We start from the raw sequence: 14,931 nt of genomic DNA, 5'->3' as shown, positions 1-14,931 counted from the left end.
CGGTAAGCCGGCGCGGCCGTCGCGGAGAGAGCTAGATCTGGGCTGACCTGGTCCAGGCAATGGCGGCGTCGGCCTCATGCCCACCGGGTTCGCCGACGACGCGGTCGCGTCCGGTCGATTTCGCCTTGTAAAGGCGCTGGTCGGCGAGCGCGAACAGATCGGCCAGGCACTGCGTCGTTTCGCTGACGGTGGAAACGCCGGCGCTGACGGTCAGCTCGAAGCGGCTGGTGGCGGCCGATGCCTTGAGCGCGGTGCGGACGCTTTCGCCAAACAGCCTGGCGACGGAATGCGGACGCGAACTCAGGATGGCGAATTCCTCGCCGCCGATCCGGAACACCTGGTCCTCGGCGCCTGCCGCCTCGCAAAGTACGGTTGCAACCGCCTTCAGCACCTTGTCGCCCTCAGCATGGCCGAAACGGTCGTTGATCGACTTGAAGTGGTCGACATCGACGATGAGCAGGCTGAGCGGCCTCGCCGTGCGCAGGCTGGCCTGGACGGCGGCTTCACCGTCGGCATCGAAGCGTCCCCTGTGCAGCAGGCCGGTCAAGCCGTCGCGGCCGACATGCTCGACCAGCGCTTCGTAGCGTTCGCGATAGGTCAACGTCTCGAAAATGTCGGTCAGGCCGCGCGGCATCTGGACGTCCCGGACCTCGAACCATTTGAGATAGGCGACCAGCATGGCACTGAAAGTCAGTGCCGCCGCCATCTTGGCGAACCAGCCGCCGAAGAAGACCGCAATCGGGGCGCCGGCAACAAAATGCAGCGCGGTGAAGAAGCCGGCCTGGTCGAAGGTGAGCACGCAGGCAACCGAAACCAGGATGCGCACGAACCGCGCCTTGCGCAGCGTACGCCCAAGCTTTTCATAGAGCAGGATAATCAGGATGGCGTCGATGACCAGCAGCGTCGTGCCCCACACCATCAGCCAGCCCATCTCGTCGATGAAGCCGATGTCGGGGAGCCGGCCATCGGGAAGCGGAGCGATGGCGTGCAGGCGCAGGAGCAGAACCAGCCCGATCATCAACGCATTGCCGAGCAGCAGGCCATAGATCGGCTGACGCACGGTGGCGGCATCTTCCTTCACGTAGAGCAGAAGGAGCATCACGAGCTTGCCGGAAAAGAGCACCGCCGAGCCCGGCGACACCATGCCGAACGGCAGGGCGACATAAAAGACGCTGGCCAGATAGGTCTCCAGGAAATGCATGACGCCAAGCGCGCAGACGAAGACGCCAAGGCCGATGCGCTTGCGGAAGCGGAAAAGCGTCACCATGACGCTGAAGTAGACGACCGCTTCGGCAAGGAGCAGGAAACTGTTCAGCAATGCCGTCGATCCGATCTTTCTCTGGAAATCGCGGCAAGCCGGCGATTCCACCCGACCCTGTTTTGACGCGCAAGGGTTAACCGGAGATTTCCGTGCGCCATCGACCGGTTGAAAACCTGGCTGTCGGTGCACACTTGTCCGTGTGGTTGGCTCGATGTGGCAAAAGCGATTGCCGTCCGGCGTCGCATCGCCTACATAGCGGCCAACCTCCATTCAATTCGACAAATCCAGTCATTCAGGGAAGCGCGCGTGGCACGCCAGTTCATCTATCACATGGCCGGCCTCAACAAGGCCTACGGCACCAAGAAGGTGCTCGAGAACGTTCATCTGTCCTTCTACCCCGACGCCAAGATCGGCATCCTCGGCCCGAACGGCGCCGGCAAGTCGACGATCCTCAAGATCATGGCCGGCATCGACAAGGAGTGGAGTGGTGAGGCGTGGCTCGCCGAAGGCGCCACGGTCGGCTACCTGGCGCAGGAACCGGCGCTCGACCCCGACAAGACCGTGTTCGAGAACATCATGGAAGGTGTCGCGGCCAAGACCGCCATCATCGAGCGCTACAACGAATTGATGATGAACTATTCCGACGAGACGGCCGACGAGTCGGCCAAGCTCCAGGACGAGATGGACCGGCTGAACCTTTGGGACCTCGAACAGCAGGTCGAGATGGCGATGGAAGCGCTGGGCTGCCCGCCCAAGGATGCCAATGTCACCAAGCTGTCGGGTGGCGAGCGCCGCCGCGTCGCGCTCTGCCAGCTGCTGCTGCGCCAGCCTGATCTTCTGCTACTCGACGAACCGACCAACCATCTCGACGCCGAGACGACGGCATGGCTGGAAAAGCATCTGCGCGCCTATCCCGGCGCCGTGATGATCATCACCCACGATCGCTACTTCCTCGACAATGTCACCGGCTGGATCCTGGAACTCGATCGCGGCCGCGGCATCCCGTATGAGGGCAACTACACCAAATATCTCGAAGCCAAGGCCAAGCGCCTCAAGCAGGAGGGCCGCGAGGATGACGCCCGCCAGCGCGCCATCGGCCGCGAGCGCGAGTGGATCCAGTCGAGCCCGAAGGCCCGACAGACCAAGTCCAAGGCGCGTATCCAGGCGTTCCAGGACCTGCTGGATGCAGCCGACAAGCGGCGGCCGACGGATACGCAGATCGTCATTCCGCATGGCGAGCGGCTCGGCAACGTGGTCATCGAGGTCGAGGGCCTGTCGAAGGGCTTCGGCGACACGCTGTTGATCGAAGGCCTCGAATTCAAGCTGCCTCCGGGCGGCATCGTCGGCGTCATCGGCCCGAACGGCGCCGGCAAGACGACGCTGTTCCGCATGATCACCGGCCAGGAAAAGCCGGATGCGGGTTCTGTCCGCGTCGGCGAGACGGTCAAGCTCGGCTATGTCGACCAGAGCCGCGATGCGCTCGATCCGTCAAAGACCGTGTGGGAAGAAATCTCGGGCGGCGCCGAAGTGGTCAAGCTCGGCAAGTTCGAGGCCAATACCCGCGCGTACTGCGCTTCGTTCAACTTCCGCGGCGGTGACCAGCAGCAGAAGGTCGGCAACCTCTCCGGCGGTCAGCGCAACCGTGTGCACCTGGCCAAGATGCTGAAGACCGGCGGCAATGTGCTGCTGCTCGACGAACCGACCAACGATCTCGATACGGAAACGCTGGCGGCACTCGAAGACGCGCTGGAAAATTTCGGCGGCTGCGCGGTCATCATCTCGCACGATCGCATGTTCCTCGACCGTCTGGCGACGCACATCCTCGCCTTCGAGGGCGACAGCCATGTCGAATGGTTCGAAGGCAACTTCGAGGACTACGAGCAGGACAAGATCCGCCGGCTCGGGCCCGAAGCCGTCAACCCGCACAGGATGACGTATAAGAGGCTGACGCGGTAAGGGGCACCGGGGCGGCGAACTCTCAAGCTGGCATGAGGAGCTCGAATGTCTGATTGGTCCGTCGCCCAATATCTGAAATTCGAGGACGAGCGCACACGGCCGGCGCGTGATCTCGCAGCCCAAGTGCCGGTGGATTTTCCGCGCCGCGTCGTCGACATCGGCTGCGGGCCGGGCAATTCGACCGAACTTTTGGTCGAGCGCTGGCCGGATGCGCAGGTGAGCGGCTTCGATACGTCTCCCGACATGATCGAAAAGGCAAGGGCGCGCCTGCCCAATGTCAGCTTCGACCTCGCCGATGCGTCGACATGGCAGCCGGCCGAGCCGGTCAACGTGATCTTCGCCAACGCGGTCTTCCAGTGGCTGCCGGAGCATCCGGCGGTGTTCCAGCGTCTGATGGGTTTTCTGGCGCCCGGTGGCGCGCTGGCCGTCCAGATGCCTGACAATATGGCCGAGGATTCGCATCGGCTGATGCGGGAAACCGCGGCGCAAGTGCGTTTTGCGGCAAAGATCAGGGATGCGGCCCGCGCACCGCTGCCGCCGGTGTCGTTCTATTACGACCTGCTGTCGCCGCTCTCCGCTCGGCTCGACATCTGGCACACCATCTACAACCATCCGCTGGCCGACGCCGAGGCGATCGTCGAATGGGTGAAGTCGACCGGGCTGAAGCCGTTCCTCGATCCGCTGGACGCGGACGAGCGCAAGCTGTTCCTCGACAGCTACACGGCCAAGCTCGCCAAGGCCTATCCGAAGACCGCCGATGGCAAGGTGCTGCTGCGTTTCCCCCGCATTTTCATCGTCGCCAAGCGGGCGGGATAGGCTGGCGTAAACCTTGGTTTAAGCCTGCGTAAACCGGCCGAGTGAGAAAAGTGTTGCGCCGAAGCGTTTCGGCGCCCACATGAAGCCGCAATGCCCGCGGACGGGACGGACTGGAAACATGCATCGCGTCATCATCAGCGGCATCGGCGCTGAAATACCCAAGCCTGTCATCACGAATGAGGAACTGGTCGCTAGCTTCAATGCCTGGGTCGACACCGAGAACGCGCGGCGCCAGGCTGCCGGCGAGACGCTGCTGCAGAAATCCGATGCCGACTTCATCGTCCATGCCTCGGGCGTGCGCGCCCGCCATGTGATCGAGCGGGAAGGCATTCTCGACCCGACCCGCATGGCGCCGCGCATTCCGGCGCGCCCGGACGACGCGCTCTCGCTGCAGGCGGAATTCGGTGTCGCTTCGGCCAGGAAGGCGATCGAGCACGCCGACATCGAGGCGTCGGACATCGATCTGGTGATCTGCTCGTCCTCGCATCAGCAGAGGCCGTATCCGGCCATCGCCATCGAAATGCAGGAGGCGCTGGGCACGAGGGGCGCCGGCTTCGATATGGGACTTGGCTGTTCGTCCGCGGCGGCTGCGCTGCACATGGCGGTCAATCTGGTGCGCTCGGGCGCGCACAAGCGCATCCTGGTGACCACGCCCGAGATCATCACCGGCCATCTCAATTTCCGCGACCGGCAGACGCATTTCATCTTCGGGGACGCTTCGGTGTCGATGGTGGTGGAAGGGCTCGCACAGGGCGAGAAGCGGCCGGGTCGCTTCGAGGTGCTGGACACGCGTATCTGGACGCAGATGTCGAACAACATCCGCACCAATCTCGGCTACCACACCCGTACCGCCCAGGACGATCCCTACATGATCAACCTGGAGGGCAACCTCATCAAGCAGGTCGGCAACAAGGTGTTCAAGGAAGTCACCGTCGCCGGGCACAAATTCATCGTCGAATTCCTGGCCGAGCATGGGCTGACGCCACAGGCGGTCCGACGCTTCTGGCTGCACCAGGCCAATGCGCGCATGAATGCCATGATCCTGAAACTGGCCTTCGGCCATGATGTCGGCCATGACCGCGCGCCTATGGTGCTGGAGCGGCTCGGCAACACGGCGGGCGCCGGTGCCATCATCGCGCTGTCGGAGAATCATGCGGATATGAAGCCCGGCGATTTCGGTCTGATCTGCGCCTTCGGCGCCGGGTATTCGATAGGCGGCGCGCTTATCAGAATGCTTTGAGTAATGTCGCGTCAGGCCGGCGTGAACGGAACCAGCATCGGCACCCGCCTGGCGTAGTCGTCGTAGGCGGGGCCGAGTTCGTCGCGCAGGAAATGCTCCTCCAGCCTCGCCTTAATGACGACACCGATGATGAGCAGGGCCGTACCTGCGATGCCCCAGAGCGTGCCCTTCGCCACCATGGTGGCGAGCACTGCCAGAAGCAGCCCGGTATAGATCGGATGCCGGACCAGGCGATAGGGGCCGGTGTCGACCACGCGATGATCCGCCTTGGCGGTGACCGTGGCGGACCACAACCGCCCGAGATGGATTCGCGCCCACCACGCGAAGCCGATGCCGACCGCGATCAGGGCAACGCAGGCCCAGGCTTCGGCAAGGGTCGGCGTCCACAATCTCAGCCTGCCTTCATAGCCATGCGCTGGAACGAACAGCAGGACGGTGCCTGCCAGCCAGAAGACGCGATAGCGAGCCTCCGCCCCGATGGTGGCGCGCTTTTGCGCCGGATCGGCCCATAGGGCAGCCGCCATCCATGTGACTACCCAGATCAACCAAAGCGCTGCGATCGCCGCTCCGGGACGCATGAGAACCTCCGTCGACGGTCCGGGCTTCACCATGAAGCCGATGCAGCGCGGCGACAATGCGGCGCAGCGCCGTTTTTCGGTAAGAAGGTTGTGATCGAGCGGTCTGCGACCGGCGTCTATTCTTTGGAGCAACTGAACATCCACTGCACGCCGAAGGCGTCGACCAGCATGCCGAAGCTGGTCCCCCAATATTGCCGGGCAAACGGCACTGTGATCCGGCCGCCCTCGGCCATGTGTGCGAAAAGCTCCTCGCGGGCGAAAACCCCTGGTGCCGCGATCGGTCTATCGAATTCCAGCATCATGGCGGAGCCCTTCATCGGCTCCGCGTCGTCATTGTCCGAGGCGTGGAACAGCACACCCGGACCTTCGAAGCGTGCATGCAGGACTTTTCCGCGCATGGCTTCGGTGCGCACCGGCATATTGTTGTCGCCCCAGCGCAGCAGGATCGTTGCCCGACCAAGGCCGCATTGTTCGTAGAAGGCCAGCGCGGGCTCGCAGTTGGTGGTGAAGAACAGCGAAGGGGAGAGCCGCATCATCCTGTTCATCACCGCGCGGCGGCGGTGGCGGCCGCGATGAGCGCGTCGCCGGTATATTGCCTGTCACCGATGCCCCAGCCGCCGTCGGGCGCGTTGACGATGTTGATCCAGGTGTTTTCCGGCTTGTGGCTGGGTACGCAGAGTTCGCCGACAATCCGGGCGGCGGCGGCAATGAAGATCTTGCGGGCTTCGATTGAGCCAAGGGCGATATTGGGCAGCTTCAACTCGACCATGACAACCGGCCGGTTGGCGCCACCTGCATAAATGTGGCGCGGCGGCAGGATATGGACGGTGCCGCCGACGATCGCGGTGAAGAATGAATTGCCGGTGGCGCCGGAGGCTTCGATGAGGGCAGCGCTCAGGCGTGGCAGGATTTCGCGCTCTCCAGCGGGAATGAGTACGCCTTCCGGTGCGGTCACGGTGATCGGCATTGTTTTTCTCCTTGGGTTGCACGGCTCTCGCCGGGAGGTCATCATCCAGTTTGCCTGGTTGCGTATCGATTGATATGTTATGAGGGAAAGGTGAGTCAACAGGTTTCGTATCGATCGCTATGGAAAACTCGGACAAACCACGCGGCGGCCGGCCGCGCGCATTCGACCCCGACCGGGCGCTCGACGCCGCGATGCACCTTTTCTGGGAGCACGGCTATGAAGCGACGTCGCTGGCCATGCTGCGCGAAGCGATGGGGCTGACGCCGCCACAGATCTACAACGCCTTCACCGACAAGGAGACTTTGTTTCGCAAGGCGTTGAAGCGCTACCACGAGACCGAGATAGGCTTCGCGCTGGAAGCGCTGAGCGCGCCGGTATCGACGGGAGAGGCGATCCGGCGCTTGCTGCTGGGCGCCGCGGCGGCCTATTCCAGGCCCGGCAAGCCGGGCGGGTGTCTTTTCGTCAGCGGTGCGCTGGCGGCCTCGCCGCAGGCACAAGCCATTGCGGATGAACTCAAGGCCTATCGCAAGGCGAGCGAGGCGGCGATCGCGGCGCGGCTGGCCAAAGGCAAGGCAGAAGGCGATGTGCCGGAAAACCTCTCCGTCGAAGGCTTCGCCAAATATATTGCAGGCGTCATGAACGGCATGTCGATCCAGGCACGGGACGGCGCATCGGTCGAAGAGTTGCGCGTTTTGGCCCGAACTGCTCTTGCGGCCTTGCCGGGTGAAGGGCAAAACCAGGGCACATCATCCAAGGAATGAAGCCATGCTGGATCGCTTTCCCGAGGCTGAAAAGCCGGTCGAAATCATTCCCTCGAAGAAGCTTGCCGGCCGCGCGGCGGCGCTGTATGTCGCGCCAGCGGACGATTTCCAGACGCGTCCGGTGGACGAATTGCGGCTCGGCTTCGACGGCATTTCAGGCGACTTCCATGCAGGACCGACGCGCCGTTCCGGCGGGCGTGAACCCTGGTATCCGCGCGGCACCGAGATGCGCAACGAACGGCAGATATCGATCGTGGCGGCGGACGAATTGGGCATCGTCGCTGAACGGATGGAACTCGCCGAAATCAAGCCGGAATGGATCGGCGCCAATCTGGTGATCGAAGACGTGCCGCATCTGTCGATGCTGCCGGCCGGCACGCTACTGTTCTTCAAGGGCGGCGTGACGCTCAAGGTCGACGCCCAGAACGGGCCATGCCGCTTCGCCGGGCGATCGATCGCTGAAAACGCTGGAATGGCCGACATCGAAGCCGGCGCGCTGTTGTTTCCCAAGGCGGCGAAGCGGTTGCGCGGCGTGGTCGCCTGGGTTGAAAGGCCCGGCATCGTCAGGGCCGGCGAAGAGATTTCGGTGCGGGTGCCGGAACAATGGATTTATCAGGTATAGCCGCGCACTCACGTCGTGGCGGAGGGTAGGAGCTACGCCGCCAGCGAGGCGGCGTAGCAGAAGTGGCCGGGCTTTAGCCCTTGCGGTTCTTGTTGGCGCCTTGCGCCATGACGGAGACGTGGTCCCACTTGTCCCAGGTGGCGAGGCGGTTGGCGTATTCCTGGCGTATCATCGGCAGGCCGCCATCGCCGAAGAATACCCGCAGCGGCGGCTCGTCGGCATCGACGATGGCCAGCATGGCCGGACCGGTCGCCTCGGGATCGCCGGCGACCGAGTTGGCGCGGCGCTCGGCCATCCTGGCGCGGGCAGGCGCATAGGCCTCGATCGGCTTGGAAACCTTGGCCGATGCTCCCGACCAGTCGGTGGAGAAGCCGCCCGGCTCGACCAGCGTGACATGGATGCCGAATTCCGCGACCTCGATGCTGAGCGACTGGCTGAAAGCTTCCAGCGCCCATTTCGAGGCATGATAGAGGCCGAGCGAGGCAAAGGCGTTGACGCCGCCGATCGACGAGATCTGGATGATGTGGCCGGACCGCTGCGCCCGCATGATCGGTAGGGCGGCCTGGGTGACCCACAGTGCGCCGAACACATTGGTCTCGATCTGGTCGCGGGCTTCCTGCTCGCTGACTTCCTCGATGGCGCCGAAATGGCCGTAGCCGGCATTGTTGATGACGACGTCGAGCCGGCCAAAGCGCTTGTGCGCCCCGGCGACAGCGGCATCTACGGCTTTCTTGTCGGTGACGTCGAGCTTTAGCGCGGCGATGTTGTCGCCGTATTTCTCGACCAGATCGGCGAGCGTGCCGACGTCACGGGCGGTCGCGGCGACGCGGTCGCCGCGCGCCAACGCGGCCTCCGCCCAGACGCGGCCAAAGCCTTTCGACGATCCGGTGATGAACCAAACCTTTGATGTCATGATGTGGAATCCTTGCCCCTGCGGGCGCAATTTCTGGATGGAAGCGGAGGCTTCTCCGCTTCCGGGCATATACGGGCTGTCCCGTGATTTTCCAGAGGCGGGCGGAAATCTTTTTGAACTTGGGGCTTTCCAGTAGAACAAGAAATCGTGTGAATCAGGGGTAGTTCACCAAACTCGACCAGGCCGGGTCGTCGTGCTTTTGCCAATAGAGCGCCATCAGCCGGCTGGTGATCGGCCCGACCTTGCCGTCGGCGATGTCGGCACCGTCAATCTCCGTCACCGGCATGATGCCGCCGGCGGTCGAGGTGATGAAGACTTCGTCGGCGCCGCGCAGCATGGCCACGCTAACATTCATGGCCGTCGCCGAGAGTCCGATCTCTGCGCAAAGATCGAAGACGGTGCGGCGGGTGATGCCCGGCAGCACGCCGATGGCCGGTGTCGACAGTCTGCCGTCCTTGACGCAGAAGACGTTGAAGCCAGGACCCTCGGCGACATTGCCGTTGAAGTCGAGAATGAGGGCCGTCTCGGCGCCGCGATCATAGGCATCGTAGAGGCCGCGCACGAGGTCGAGCCAGTGATAGTTCTTGATCGTCGGATCGATCGAGGCCGGCGGAATGCGCACTTTGTCACTGACGGCGACACGCAGCCCGCGCTGCAACTGCTCCGCATTGGCGACCGAGCCGAACGGCACGGCGAACGCCATGAAGCGGTTGATCGCCTGGCGCGGGTCGCGGCTGAATGTCGGCGAGGCGCCGCGCGTGCACAGCATCTCGACATAGGCGGCGCGATGGCCTGACAGCGCAACGCAATTGTGCAGGATCTCGGCCACGCCATCGTGATCGAACGAGATCGTCATGCGCAGCTTTTGCAAGCCGTCGAAGAAACGGTCGAGATGCAGATCGAGGCGGAAGAAGCGGCCGTTCCAGACATGCACTGTATCGTAGATGGCGTCAGAGTGCAGAAAACCCCAATCCAGCACCGAGACCTTGGCTTGTGACATCGGCACATACTGGCCGTCGAGGAAGGCAATGCCGTCAGGATAGGCGTGCGGGTCGACATGACGGTCGCCCACCACAGGCAGCGGCGGTGTATCCTGTGCGATTTGGCTCATCGGCAGCTCCTTGCCATGGGGTCACAAGCTATCGGCGGCGGGCCGAGTGCATAGAGCCAGCACTCCGACTTCACTCATCCTCGAGGATCCCGCCAGCATTTACGAGTGAATACCATTCCGCCCGGCAATAGCGTCATTCCTCCTCGTCATCGGCGTCGAGCAGGCGGGTGGCGCGCCAGCGCGTGAGCACGATGTTGGTTTGCTCGACGACGAAGAAACGCGCCGAGTCGCGATCATAGCCTTCGGCCAGCAGCTTTTCGTAGTCGGTGTGCATATGACGGATATGGGCAATCGTCGCCAGCCAGACCGCGATTGTCGGCGGCAAGGTCTTCATATGCACGGAGCCGGCGTCGGTGCGGATATTCTCCATGTCGGCATAAGGCGCCAGCGGCAAAAGTGCTGTCAGCGCCTTGGCGATGGCGCGGCGGCGGCCGGTCGGCGCGCTCATCGCTCCTCGCGCCCCTCAACGGTCGCCTCCGATATAGCGTCGGTCGAGGCGAAATATGGCTTGATGTCGATGACCGGCGTGCCGTCGAGCACGTCGATGGCGTCGAGATCGATGCGCCCGGTGGCAATGTCCAGACCGACGAGTTTGGCTACATGCAGGCCGATCGGGTTCGGCCGGGCCGGGGAGCGCAACCCGAATACGCCTTTTGCTTCAGCCGCATGGCGGGGCTTTTGAACGATCAGATTCCGCGGCGCGTGATGCAGCCAGGACAGGATGACGACGTGGCTGGCGCGATCCAGCCCACACAGCCCTTCGCGATAGGGCGCTTCGATGGTGAGCGCCGCCGGTTGTCCCGTTTCGCGCGCGGCGCGCATGTTTTTCGGGCAGCTTTCCCGGGTAGTCCATGGCGAGGCGATACGGCCGATGAAGACGATGCCGCTATCGGGTGGCATCGTTGCCGGATCCTGGTCCAGCCTCTGCTCGCCTTCACGTGCCTCGAACATGTCACGCTGTCCGGTCATTGCCTGTCTCCGTGCCGGGCCTGTCTCCGTGCCGGGCTTGTCTCTGTGCCGGGCCTGACTCTGTGCTGGTGCCTGCCATTGTCTCAAACCGCTTGACGTTTCGGGTGACCTGGACTGGGAAATCACGCATGCGGCATTTTCTGGTCCGGAAGCGACATAGCGCTTGCAAGGCCGCCAAAATCCACATAAACATATGTTTATATCTTTTTCAAAGAGAATACGCTGATGCATGTCTCGCTCGACACCATGGTGGATACGCTTAAGGCGGCGGCCGAATCCAGCCGCCTGCGCATATTGGCACTGTTGTCGCGCGGCGACCTCACCGTTTCCGACCTTACCGAAATTCTCGGCCAGTCGCAGCCGCGTGTCTCGCGACACCTGAAACTGCTGCTCGAGGCCGGGCTGATCGGCCGCTACCAGGAAGGGTCGTGGGCATTCTTCCGCCTGTCGGACGCAGATTCGGCGCGAGACTTCGTGATGGGGCTGGTTTCCAGCATTCGCGGCGCCGACCCGCAGGTCGAGCGCGATCTGGAGCGGCTGACCTCGGTCAAGCGCAAGCGTCAGGACCGCGCCACCGCGTATTTTTCGCAGAACGCCGCAAGCTGGGATCATATCCGCTCGCTGCATGTGCCCGACCGCGCCGTCGAGGCCGCGATGCTGAAGCTGGTCGGCAAGCGGCCGTTCCAGTCCATGCTCGACCTTGGCACCGGCACCGGGCGGCTGCTCGAAATCTTCTCGCCGCTCTACCGGCGCGGCATCGGCATCGACATGTCGCGCGAGATGCTGACGGTGGCGCGCGCCAATCTCGACAAGGCCGGCGTTTCGAATGCGCAGGTGCGGCAGGGCGATATTTTTTCGCCGCCTGTCGAGCGCGATGCCTTCGATCTCGTCACCATCCACCAGGTGCTGCACTATCTCGACGATCCGGCCCGCGCCATCCATGAGGCGGCGCGGCTTTTGCGCCCGGCCGGCCGTCTGGTCATCGTCGATTTCGCGCCGCACGCGCTGGAGTTCCTGCGTGACGAGCACGCGCATATGCGTCTCGGCTTTTCCGACCGGCAGATCGGGGACTGGTTCTCCGAAGCCGGCCTCGATCTTGAGGATGCCCAGGAATTCGAACCGCGCAGCGGTAACGAGGCCAGGCTCACCGTCAAACTTTGGCTTGGCCGCGACCGGCGCCTGCTGATCGCCGATCCCGCCAACGCCAGCCAGCAGACCAGAGTGAGCTCGATAGGGGAAATCGCCTGATGAATCAGTTTCGTTTTTCCCGCCGTCCCGATATCGGCGACAAGGTCAGGGTTTCGTTCGAGTTCTTCCCGCCGAAGAACGACGAGATGGAAGCGAGGCTATGGGACACGGTCACAAGGCTGGAGCCGCTGAAGCCTAAATTCGTCTCGGTCACCTATGGCGCCGGCGGCTCGACACGCGAGCGCACGGCGCGCACCATCGGCCGCATCCTGAAGGAGACCAGCCTGACGCCGGCCGCGCACATGACCTGCGTCGATGCTGCCCGCCATCAGGTCGATGCGGTGATCCAGGAATTCACCGACATGGGCGTCAAACGCTTCGTCGCCTTGCGCGGCGATCCGGCCGCGGGCGTCGGAACCGCCTACCGGCCGCATCCGGATGGCTACGCCAATGGTGCCGAGCTGGTCGGGGCGCTGAAGGACGCCGGCGATTTCGACATCTCGGTTTCGGCCTATCCGGAAAAGCATCCGGAAAGCCCTGACTTCGCCACCGACATCGACATGCTGAAGCGCAAGGTCGACAATGGCGCGACACGGGCGATCACCCAGTTCTTTTTCGACAACGATCTCTACGAGCGTTACGTCGAGCGCGCGCGCCGCGCCGGCATCTACATCCCGATCGTTCCCGGCATCCTGCCAGTGCACAATTTTACCCAGGTCGCCAATTTCTCGGCGCGCTGCGGTGCGCTGGTGCCGGCATGGCTGGCCGAGCGCTTCGACGGTCTGCAGAACGATCCGCAGACGCATGCGCTGGTGGCTTCCGCCGTGGCGGCCGAACAGGTGCTGGACCTGGTCGAGCGCGGCGTTGGCGATTTTCATTTCTATACGATGAACCGGGCCGATCTGGTGTTCGCCGTCTGCCACATGATCGGCATCCGCTCGCATGAGGCGGAGGTGGCGGGTTTCGCTGCTGCGTAAGGCTCGGCTGGAAAAGCAAAAGGCCGGGTAAAAAAACCCGGCCTTTCGAATTGGTTTAGACTATCTGGTGCTGGTCTTCCCCATCTTGGCGGGTTCAGGGAAGGACGCCCATAATGAGGGCGCCGATGAAAGCAAACGCAGCACAAATCATCAATGCGTTGATTGGCCTCGTAAGTCCCATGACATAGCCTCCTCTTAAAGAGCTATGCCCTGGAGTCTAGGTTCATTTGTGCCACAGGCAAGCGGAAAATATGCTGCATTGCGACGTGATTGTGAGATTCGCGACCTCTGTTTTGCCTTTAACCGTTGAAACCCTTCGGGAAAAACCCGCTTTAGGCCTGTGTATAAATTATGGCGGTGGCGTGTCGATGCTGTGTCATGGCAGCGCTACCGCCGCGAAAATCGCATTCGACTTTCGCGGCGACCATCCCTCGCCCGGCCCTAACGGCGACCGAACACTCGTCCGTCGATTGTGAGAAGACCGAGTCCGATAAGCACCACGCCGCCGATCTCGAACAATTCCAGCCGTTCGCCAAGGAACAGAAAGCCGAGCAGCATGGCGCTGGCCGGCACGATCAGCGTGACCAGCGAGGCGTTGGTGGCCCCGGCCGAGGCGACGAGATTGAAGTAGAGGATGTAGGCGAAGGCCGTCGACAAAAGCGCCAGCGCCAGCACCGCCGTCCACACCGGCGGCGAGGCCGAGAACAAGCCGGCCGGGCCGTGGGCGAAGAGCACGATCGGGATCATGATGATGGTCGAAGCCGTCAATTGTCCGGTGGCCACGACCGGCGAGGGCACGCCCTTGAAGCAGCGGGCGACCATCAGTGCAACGCCATAGGAGAGCGAGGCGCCGATCAGCGCGAATTTGGCCCAGACCGGGCCGCCAAGCCCCGCGAGCAGGCCGGGGCCGATCATCACAGCCGTGCCGGCGACACCGAGGGCGATGCCGGCGAGCTTGTTCCAGGACAGCTTTTCATCTGATGTCAGAGCGTTGGCGAGGATCAGCGTCCAGAACGGCGTCGTGGCATTGAGCACGGAGGCGACGCCGGCACCCAATTGGGTCTGGCCGGCGAAGATCAGCGAGAAGGGGACGACGTTGTTGGTGAAGGCCAGCAGGAAGAACAGGCCGGCATACGGCAGGGCGGGACGGAAGGAGGGGCCGCGCAAGCCGAGATAGAGCTGCAGCGCCAATGCGGCGATGGCGACGCGAAACAGAACCAGCACCAGCGGGTGAAGTTCAGCCACCGCGATGCGGGCGAAGAAGAACGAGCCGCCCCAGATCGCGCCGAGCAACAGCAACTGCCCCCCGTCCCTGAGCGTCATCGGTCCGCGTGCTGCAGATGCCGCTGCCATAGCCATGTGATTTATCCTCCCCGGACGGCTCGAATGCCGGCCAACCAGGCAGAAGCCATATCGGGTCCGGCGGCAAGGGCCACCCGAAACTTGACCGACAGCCAAGCTTCCCGGCAAAAGGCTAGTGCCGCACCGTCAGCAGCGCGAGACACAGAATTGTTTTCATTGCAGCGCCGCGCGTCTCCAGAGACGCGCAAAGGACGCTGCGAGATTCATTCC

16 protein-coding genes are annotated in these 14,931 nt (G+C 63.2%); 7 read left to right on the top strand and 9 right to left on the bottom strand.

Annotated elements, in window-relative coordinates; genetic code table 11:
* Positions 1-31: 31 nt before the first annotated feature.
* Positions 32-1,318 carry a GGDEF domain-containing protein gene (locus FJ960_RS25150; RefSeq protein WP_140717606.1) on the bottom strand — a complete coding sequence of 429 codons (1,287 nt, stop codon included), beginning with the start codon at positions 1,316-1,318 and terminating at the stop codon, positions 32-34.
* Positions 1,319-1,567: 249 nt separating this feature from the next.
* Between FJ960_RS25150 and ettA the strand changes: the two genes are divergently transcribed.
* The 3 genes from ettA (at position 1,568) to FJ960_RS25135 (ending at position 5,273) form a co-directional block, all read left to right on the top strand.
* Complete coding sequence (ettA, locus tag FJ960_RS25145; RefSeq protein ID WP_027141609.1) at positions 1,568-3,217, top strand: energy-dependent translational throttle protein EttA; 1,650 nt, start codon at positions 1,568-1,570, stop codon at positions 3,215-3,217.
* A gap of 45 nt (positions 3,218-3,262) precedes the next feature.
* A complete protein-coding gene (gene tam / locus FJ960_RS25140; RefSeq protein ID WP_140717604.1) occupies positions 3,263-4,033 on the top strand; it encodes a trans-aconitate 2-methyltransferase in 771 nt (256 codons plus the stop codon).
* Positions 4,034-4,151: 118 nt separating this feature from the next.
* A complete protein-coding gene (locus tag FJ960_RS25135) occupies positions 4,152-5,273 on the top strand; it encodes a beta-ketoacyl-ACP synthase III (RefSeq protein ID WP_140717602.1) in 1,122 nt (373 codons plus the stop codon).
* A gap of 11 nt (positions 5,274-5,284) precedes the next feature.
* On the opposite strand, the gene FJ960_RS25130 is transcribed toward FJ960_RS25135, so the two are convergent.
* From FJ960_RS25130 to FJ960_RS25120, 3 genes are all read right to left on the bottom strand, one after another.
* Complete coding sequence (locus FJ960_RS25130) at positions 5,285-5,851, bottom strand: isoprenylcysteine carboxylmethyltransferase family protein (RefSeq protein ID WP_140717600.1); 567 nt, start codon at positions 5,849-5,851, stop codon at positions 5,285-5,287.
* A gap of 116 nt (positions 5,852-5,967) precedes the next feature.
* Positions 5,968-6,384: a glyoxalase/bleomycin resistance/extradiol dioxygenase family protein gene (locus tag FJ960_RS25125; RefSeq protein ID WP_140717682.1), complete on the bottom strand. Its 417-nt coding sequence runs from the start codon at positions 6,382-6,384 to the stop codon at positions 5,968-5,970.
* Positions 6,385-6,395: 11 nt separating this feature from the next.
* A complete protein-coding gene (locus FJ960_RS25120; protein WP_140717598.1) occupies positions 6,396-6,818 on the bottom strand; it encodes a hypothetical protein in 423 nt (140 codons plus the stop codon).
* Positions 6,819-6,937: 119 nt separating this feature from the next.
* Here FJ960_RS25120 and FJ960_RS25115 point away from each other — a divergent pair, with 119 nt between their 5' ends.
* Both FJ960_RS25115 and FJ960_RS25110 read left to right on the top strand, forming a co-directional pair.
* A complete protein-coding gene (locus FJ960_RS25115) occupies positions 6,938-7,579 on the top strand; it encodes a TetR/AcrR family transcriptional regulator (protein ID WP_140717596.1) in 642 nt (213 codons plus the stop codon).
* Between the two features lie 4 nt (positions 7,580-7,583).
* On the top strand, positions 7,584-8,201 hold the full coding sequence (locus tag FJ960_RS25110; protein ID WP_140717594.1) for an MOSC domain-containing protein: 618 nt from the start codon (positions 7,584-7,586) through the stop codon (positions 8,199-8,201).
* Between the two features lie 73 nt (positions 8,202-8,274).
* On the opposite strand, the gene FJ960_RS25105 is transcribed toward FJ960_RS25110, so the two are convergent.
* From FJ960_RS25105 to tsaA, 4 genes are all read right to left on the bottom strand, one after another.
* Entirely contained in the window at positions 8,275-9,114 is an 840-nt protein-coding gene (locus tag FJ960_RS25105; protein ID WP_140717592.1) for an SDR family oxidoreductase, read from the bottom strand.
* A gap of 154 nt (positions 9,115-9,268) precedes the next feature.
* On the bottom strand, positions 9,269-10,225 hold the full coding sequence (locus FJ960_RS25100) for a D-amino acid aminotransferase (protein ID WP_140717590.1): 957 nt from the start codon (positions 10,223-10,225) through the stop codon (positions 9,269-9,271).
* Positions 10,226-10,358: 133 nt separating this feature from the next.
* Positions 10,359-10,673, bottom strand: a complete 315-nt coding sequence (locus FJ960_RS25095; RefSeq protein WP_140717588.1) for a DUF2293 domain-containing protein — start codon at positions 10,671-10,673, stop codon at positions 10,359-10,361.
* Complete coding sequence (gene tsaA / locus FJ960_RS25090; RefSeq protein ID WP_140717586.1) at positions 10,670-11,194, bottom strand: tRNA (N6-threonylcarbamoyladenosine(37)-N6)-methyltransferase TrmO; 525 nt, start codon at positions 11,192-11,194, stop codon at positions 10,670-10,672. Before tsaA ends, FJ960_RS25095 begins: the two co-directional genes overlap by 4 nt.
* Before the next feature lie 225 nt (positions 11,195-11,419).
* Between tsaA and FJ960_RS25085 the strand changes: the two genes are divergently transcribed.
* On the top strand, positions 11,420-12,442 hold the full coding sequence (locus FJ960_RS25085) for a metalloregulator ArsR/SmtB family transcription factor (protein WP_027141621.1): 1,023 nt from the start codon (positions 11,420-11,422) through the stop codon (positions 12,440-12,442).
* Positions 12,442-13,359, top strand: coding sequence for a methylenetetrahydrofolate reductase [NAD(P)H] (metF, locus tag FJ960_RS25080; RefSeq protein ID WP_140717584.1), 918 nt, complete (start codon positions 12,442-12,444; stop codon positions 13,357-13,359). The genes FJ960_RS25085 and metF overlap by 1 nt, the downstream gene beginning before the upstream one ends.
* Positions 13,360-13,800: 441 nt before the next feature.
* Here the strand turns inward: metF and FJ960_RS25075 are convergent, their stop codons facing one another.
* Entirely contained in the window at positions 13,801-14,718 is a 918-nt protein-coding gene (locus FJ960_RS25075) for a DMT family transporter (RefSeq protein ID WP_140717582.1), read from the bottom strand.
* Between the last annotated feature and the right edge of the window lie 213 nt (positions 14,719-14,931).

This window comes from Mesorhizobium sp. B2-3-11 (assembly GCF_006442215.1).
GTDB lineage: Bacteria > Pseudomonadota > Alphaproteobacteria > Rhizobiales > Rhizobiaceae > Mesorhizobium > Mesorhizobium salmacidum.
The sequence above is the reverse complement of the archived record's forward strand: the minus strand, read 5'-3'. Positions and strand labels throughout refer to the sequence as shown.

What these genes read in the sequence shown, in the direction of transcription:
- tsaA (WP_140717586.1), bottom strand. Translation starts at nt 11,194, where the DNA reads ATGACCGGACAGCGTGACATGTTCGAGGCACGTGAAGGCGAGCAGAGG.
- FJ960_RS25100 (WP_140717590.1), bottom strand. Translation starts at nt 10,225, where the DNA reads ATGAGCCAAATCGCACAGGATACACCGCCGCTGCCTGTGGTGGGCGAC.
- FJ960_RS25085 (WP_027141621.1), top strand. Translation starts at nt 11,420, where the DNA reads ATGCATGTCTCGCTCGACACCATGGTGGATACGCTTAAGGCGGCGGCC.
- FJ960_RS25115 (WP_140717596.1), top strand. Translation starts at nt 6,938, where the DNA reads ATGGAAAACTCGGACAAACCACGCGGCGGCCGGCCGCGCGCATTCGAC.
- FJ960_RS25105 (WP_140717592.1), bottom strand. Translation starts at nt 9,114, where the DNA reads ATGACATCAAAGGTTTGGTTCATCACCGGATCGTCGAAAGGCTTTGGC.
- tam (WP_140717604.1), top strand. Translation starts at nt 3,263, where the DNA reads ATGTCTGATTGGTCCGTCGCCCAATATCTGAAATTCGAGGACGAGCGC.
- FJ960_RS25075 (WP_140717582.1), bottom strand. Translation starts at nt 14,718, where the DNA reads ATGGCTATGGCAGCGGCATCTGCAGCACGCGGACCGATGACGCTCAGG.
- FJ960_RS25130 (WP_140717600.1), bottom strand. Translation starts at nt 5,851, where the DNA reads ATGCGTCCCGGAGCGGCGATCGCAGCGCTTTGGTTGATCTGGGTAGTC.
- FJ960_RS25110 (WP_140717594.1), top strand. Translation starts at nt 7,584, where the DNA reads ATGCTGGATCGCTTTCCCGAGGCTGAAAAGCCGGTCGAAATCATTCCC.
- metF (WP_140717584.1), top strand. Translation starts at nt 12,442, where the DNA reads ATGAATCAGTTTCGTTTTTCCCGCCGTCCCGATATCGGCGACAAGGTC.
- FJ960_RS25120 (WP_140717598.1), bottom strand. Translation starts at nt 6,818, where the DNA reads ATGCCGATCACCGTGACCGCACCGGAAGGCGTACTCATTCCCGCTGGA.
- FJ960_RS25135 (WP_140717602.1), top strand. Translation starts at nt 4,152, where the DNA reads ATGCATCGCGTCATCATCAGCGGCATCGGCGCTGAAATACCCAAGCCT.
- FJ960_RS25095 (WP_140717588.1), bottom strand. Translation starts at nt 10,673, where the DNA reads ATGAGCGCGCCGACCGGCCGCCGCCGCGCCATCGCCAAGGCGCTGACA.
- FJ960_RS25125 (WP_140717682.1), bottom strand. Translation starts at nt 6,384, where the DNA reads ATGCGGCTCTCCCCTTCGCTGTTCTTCACCACCAACTGCGAGCCCGCG.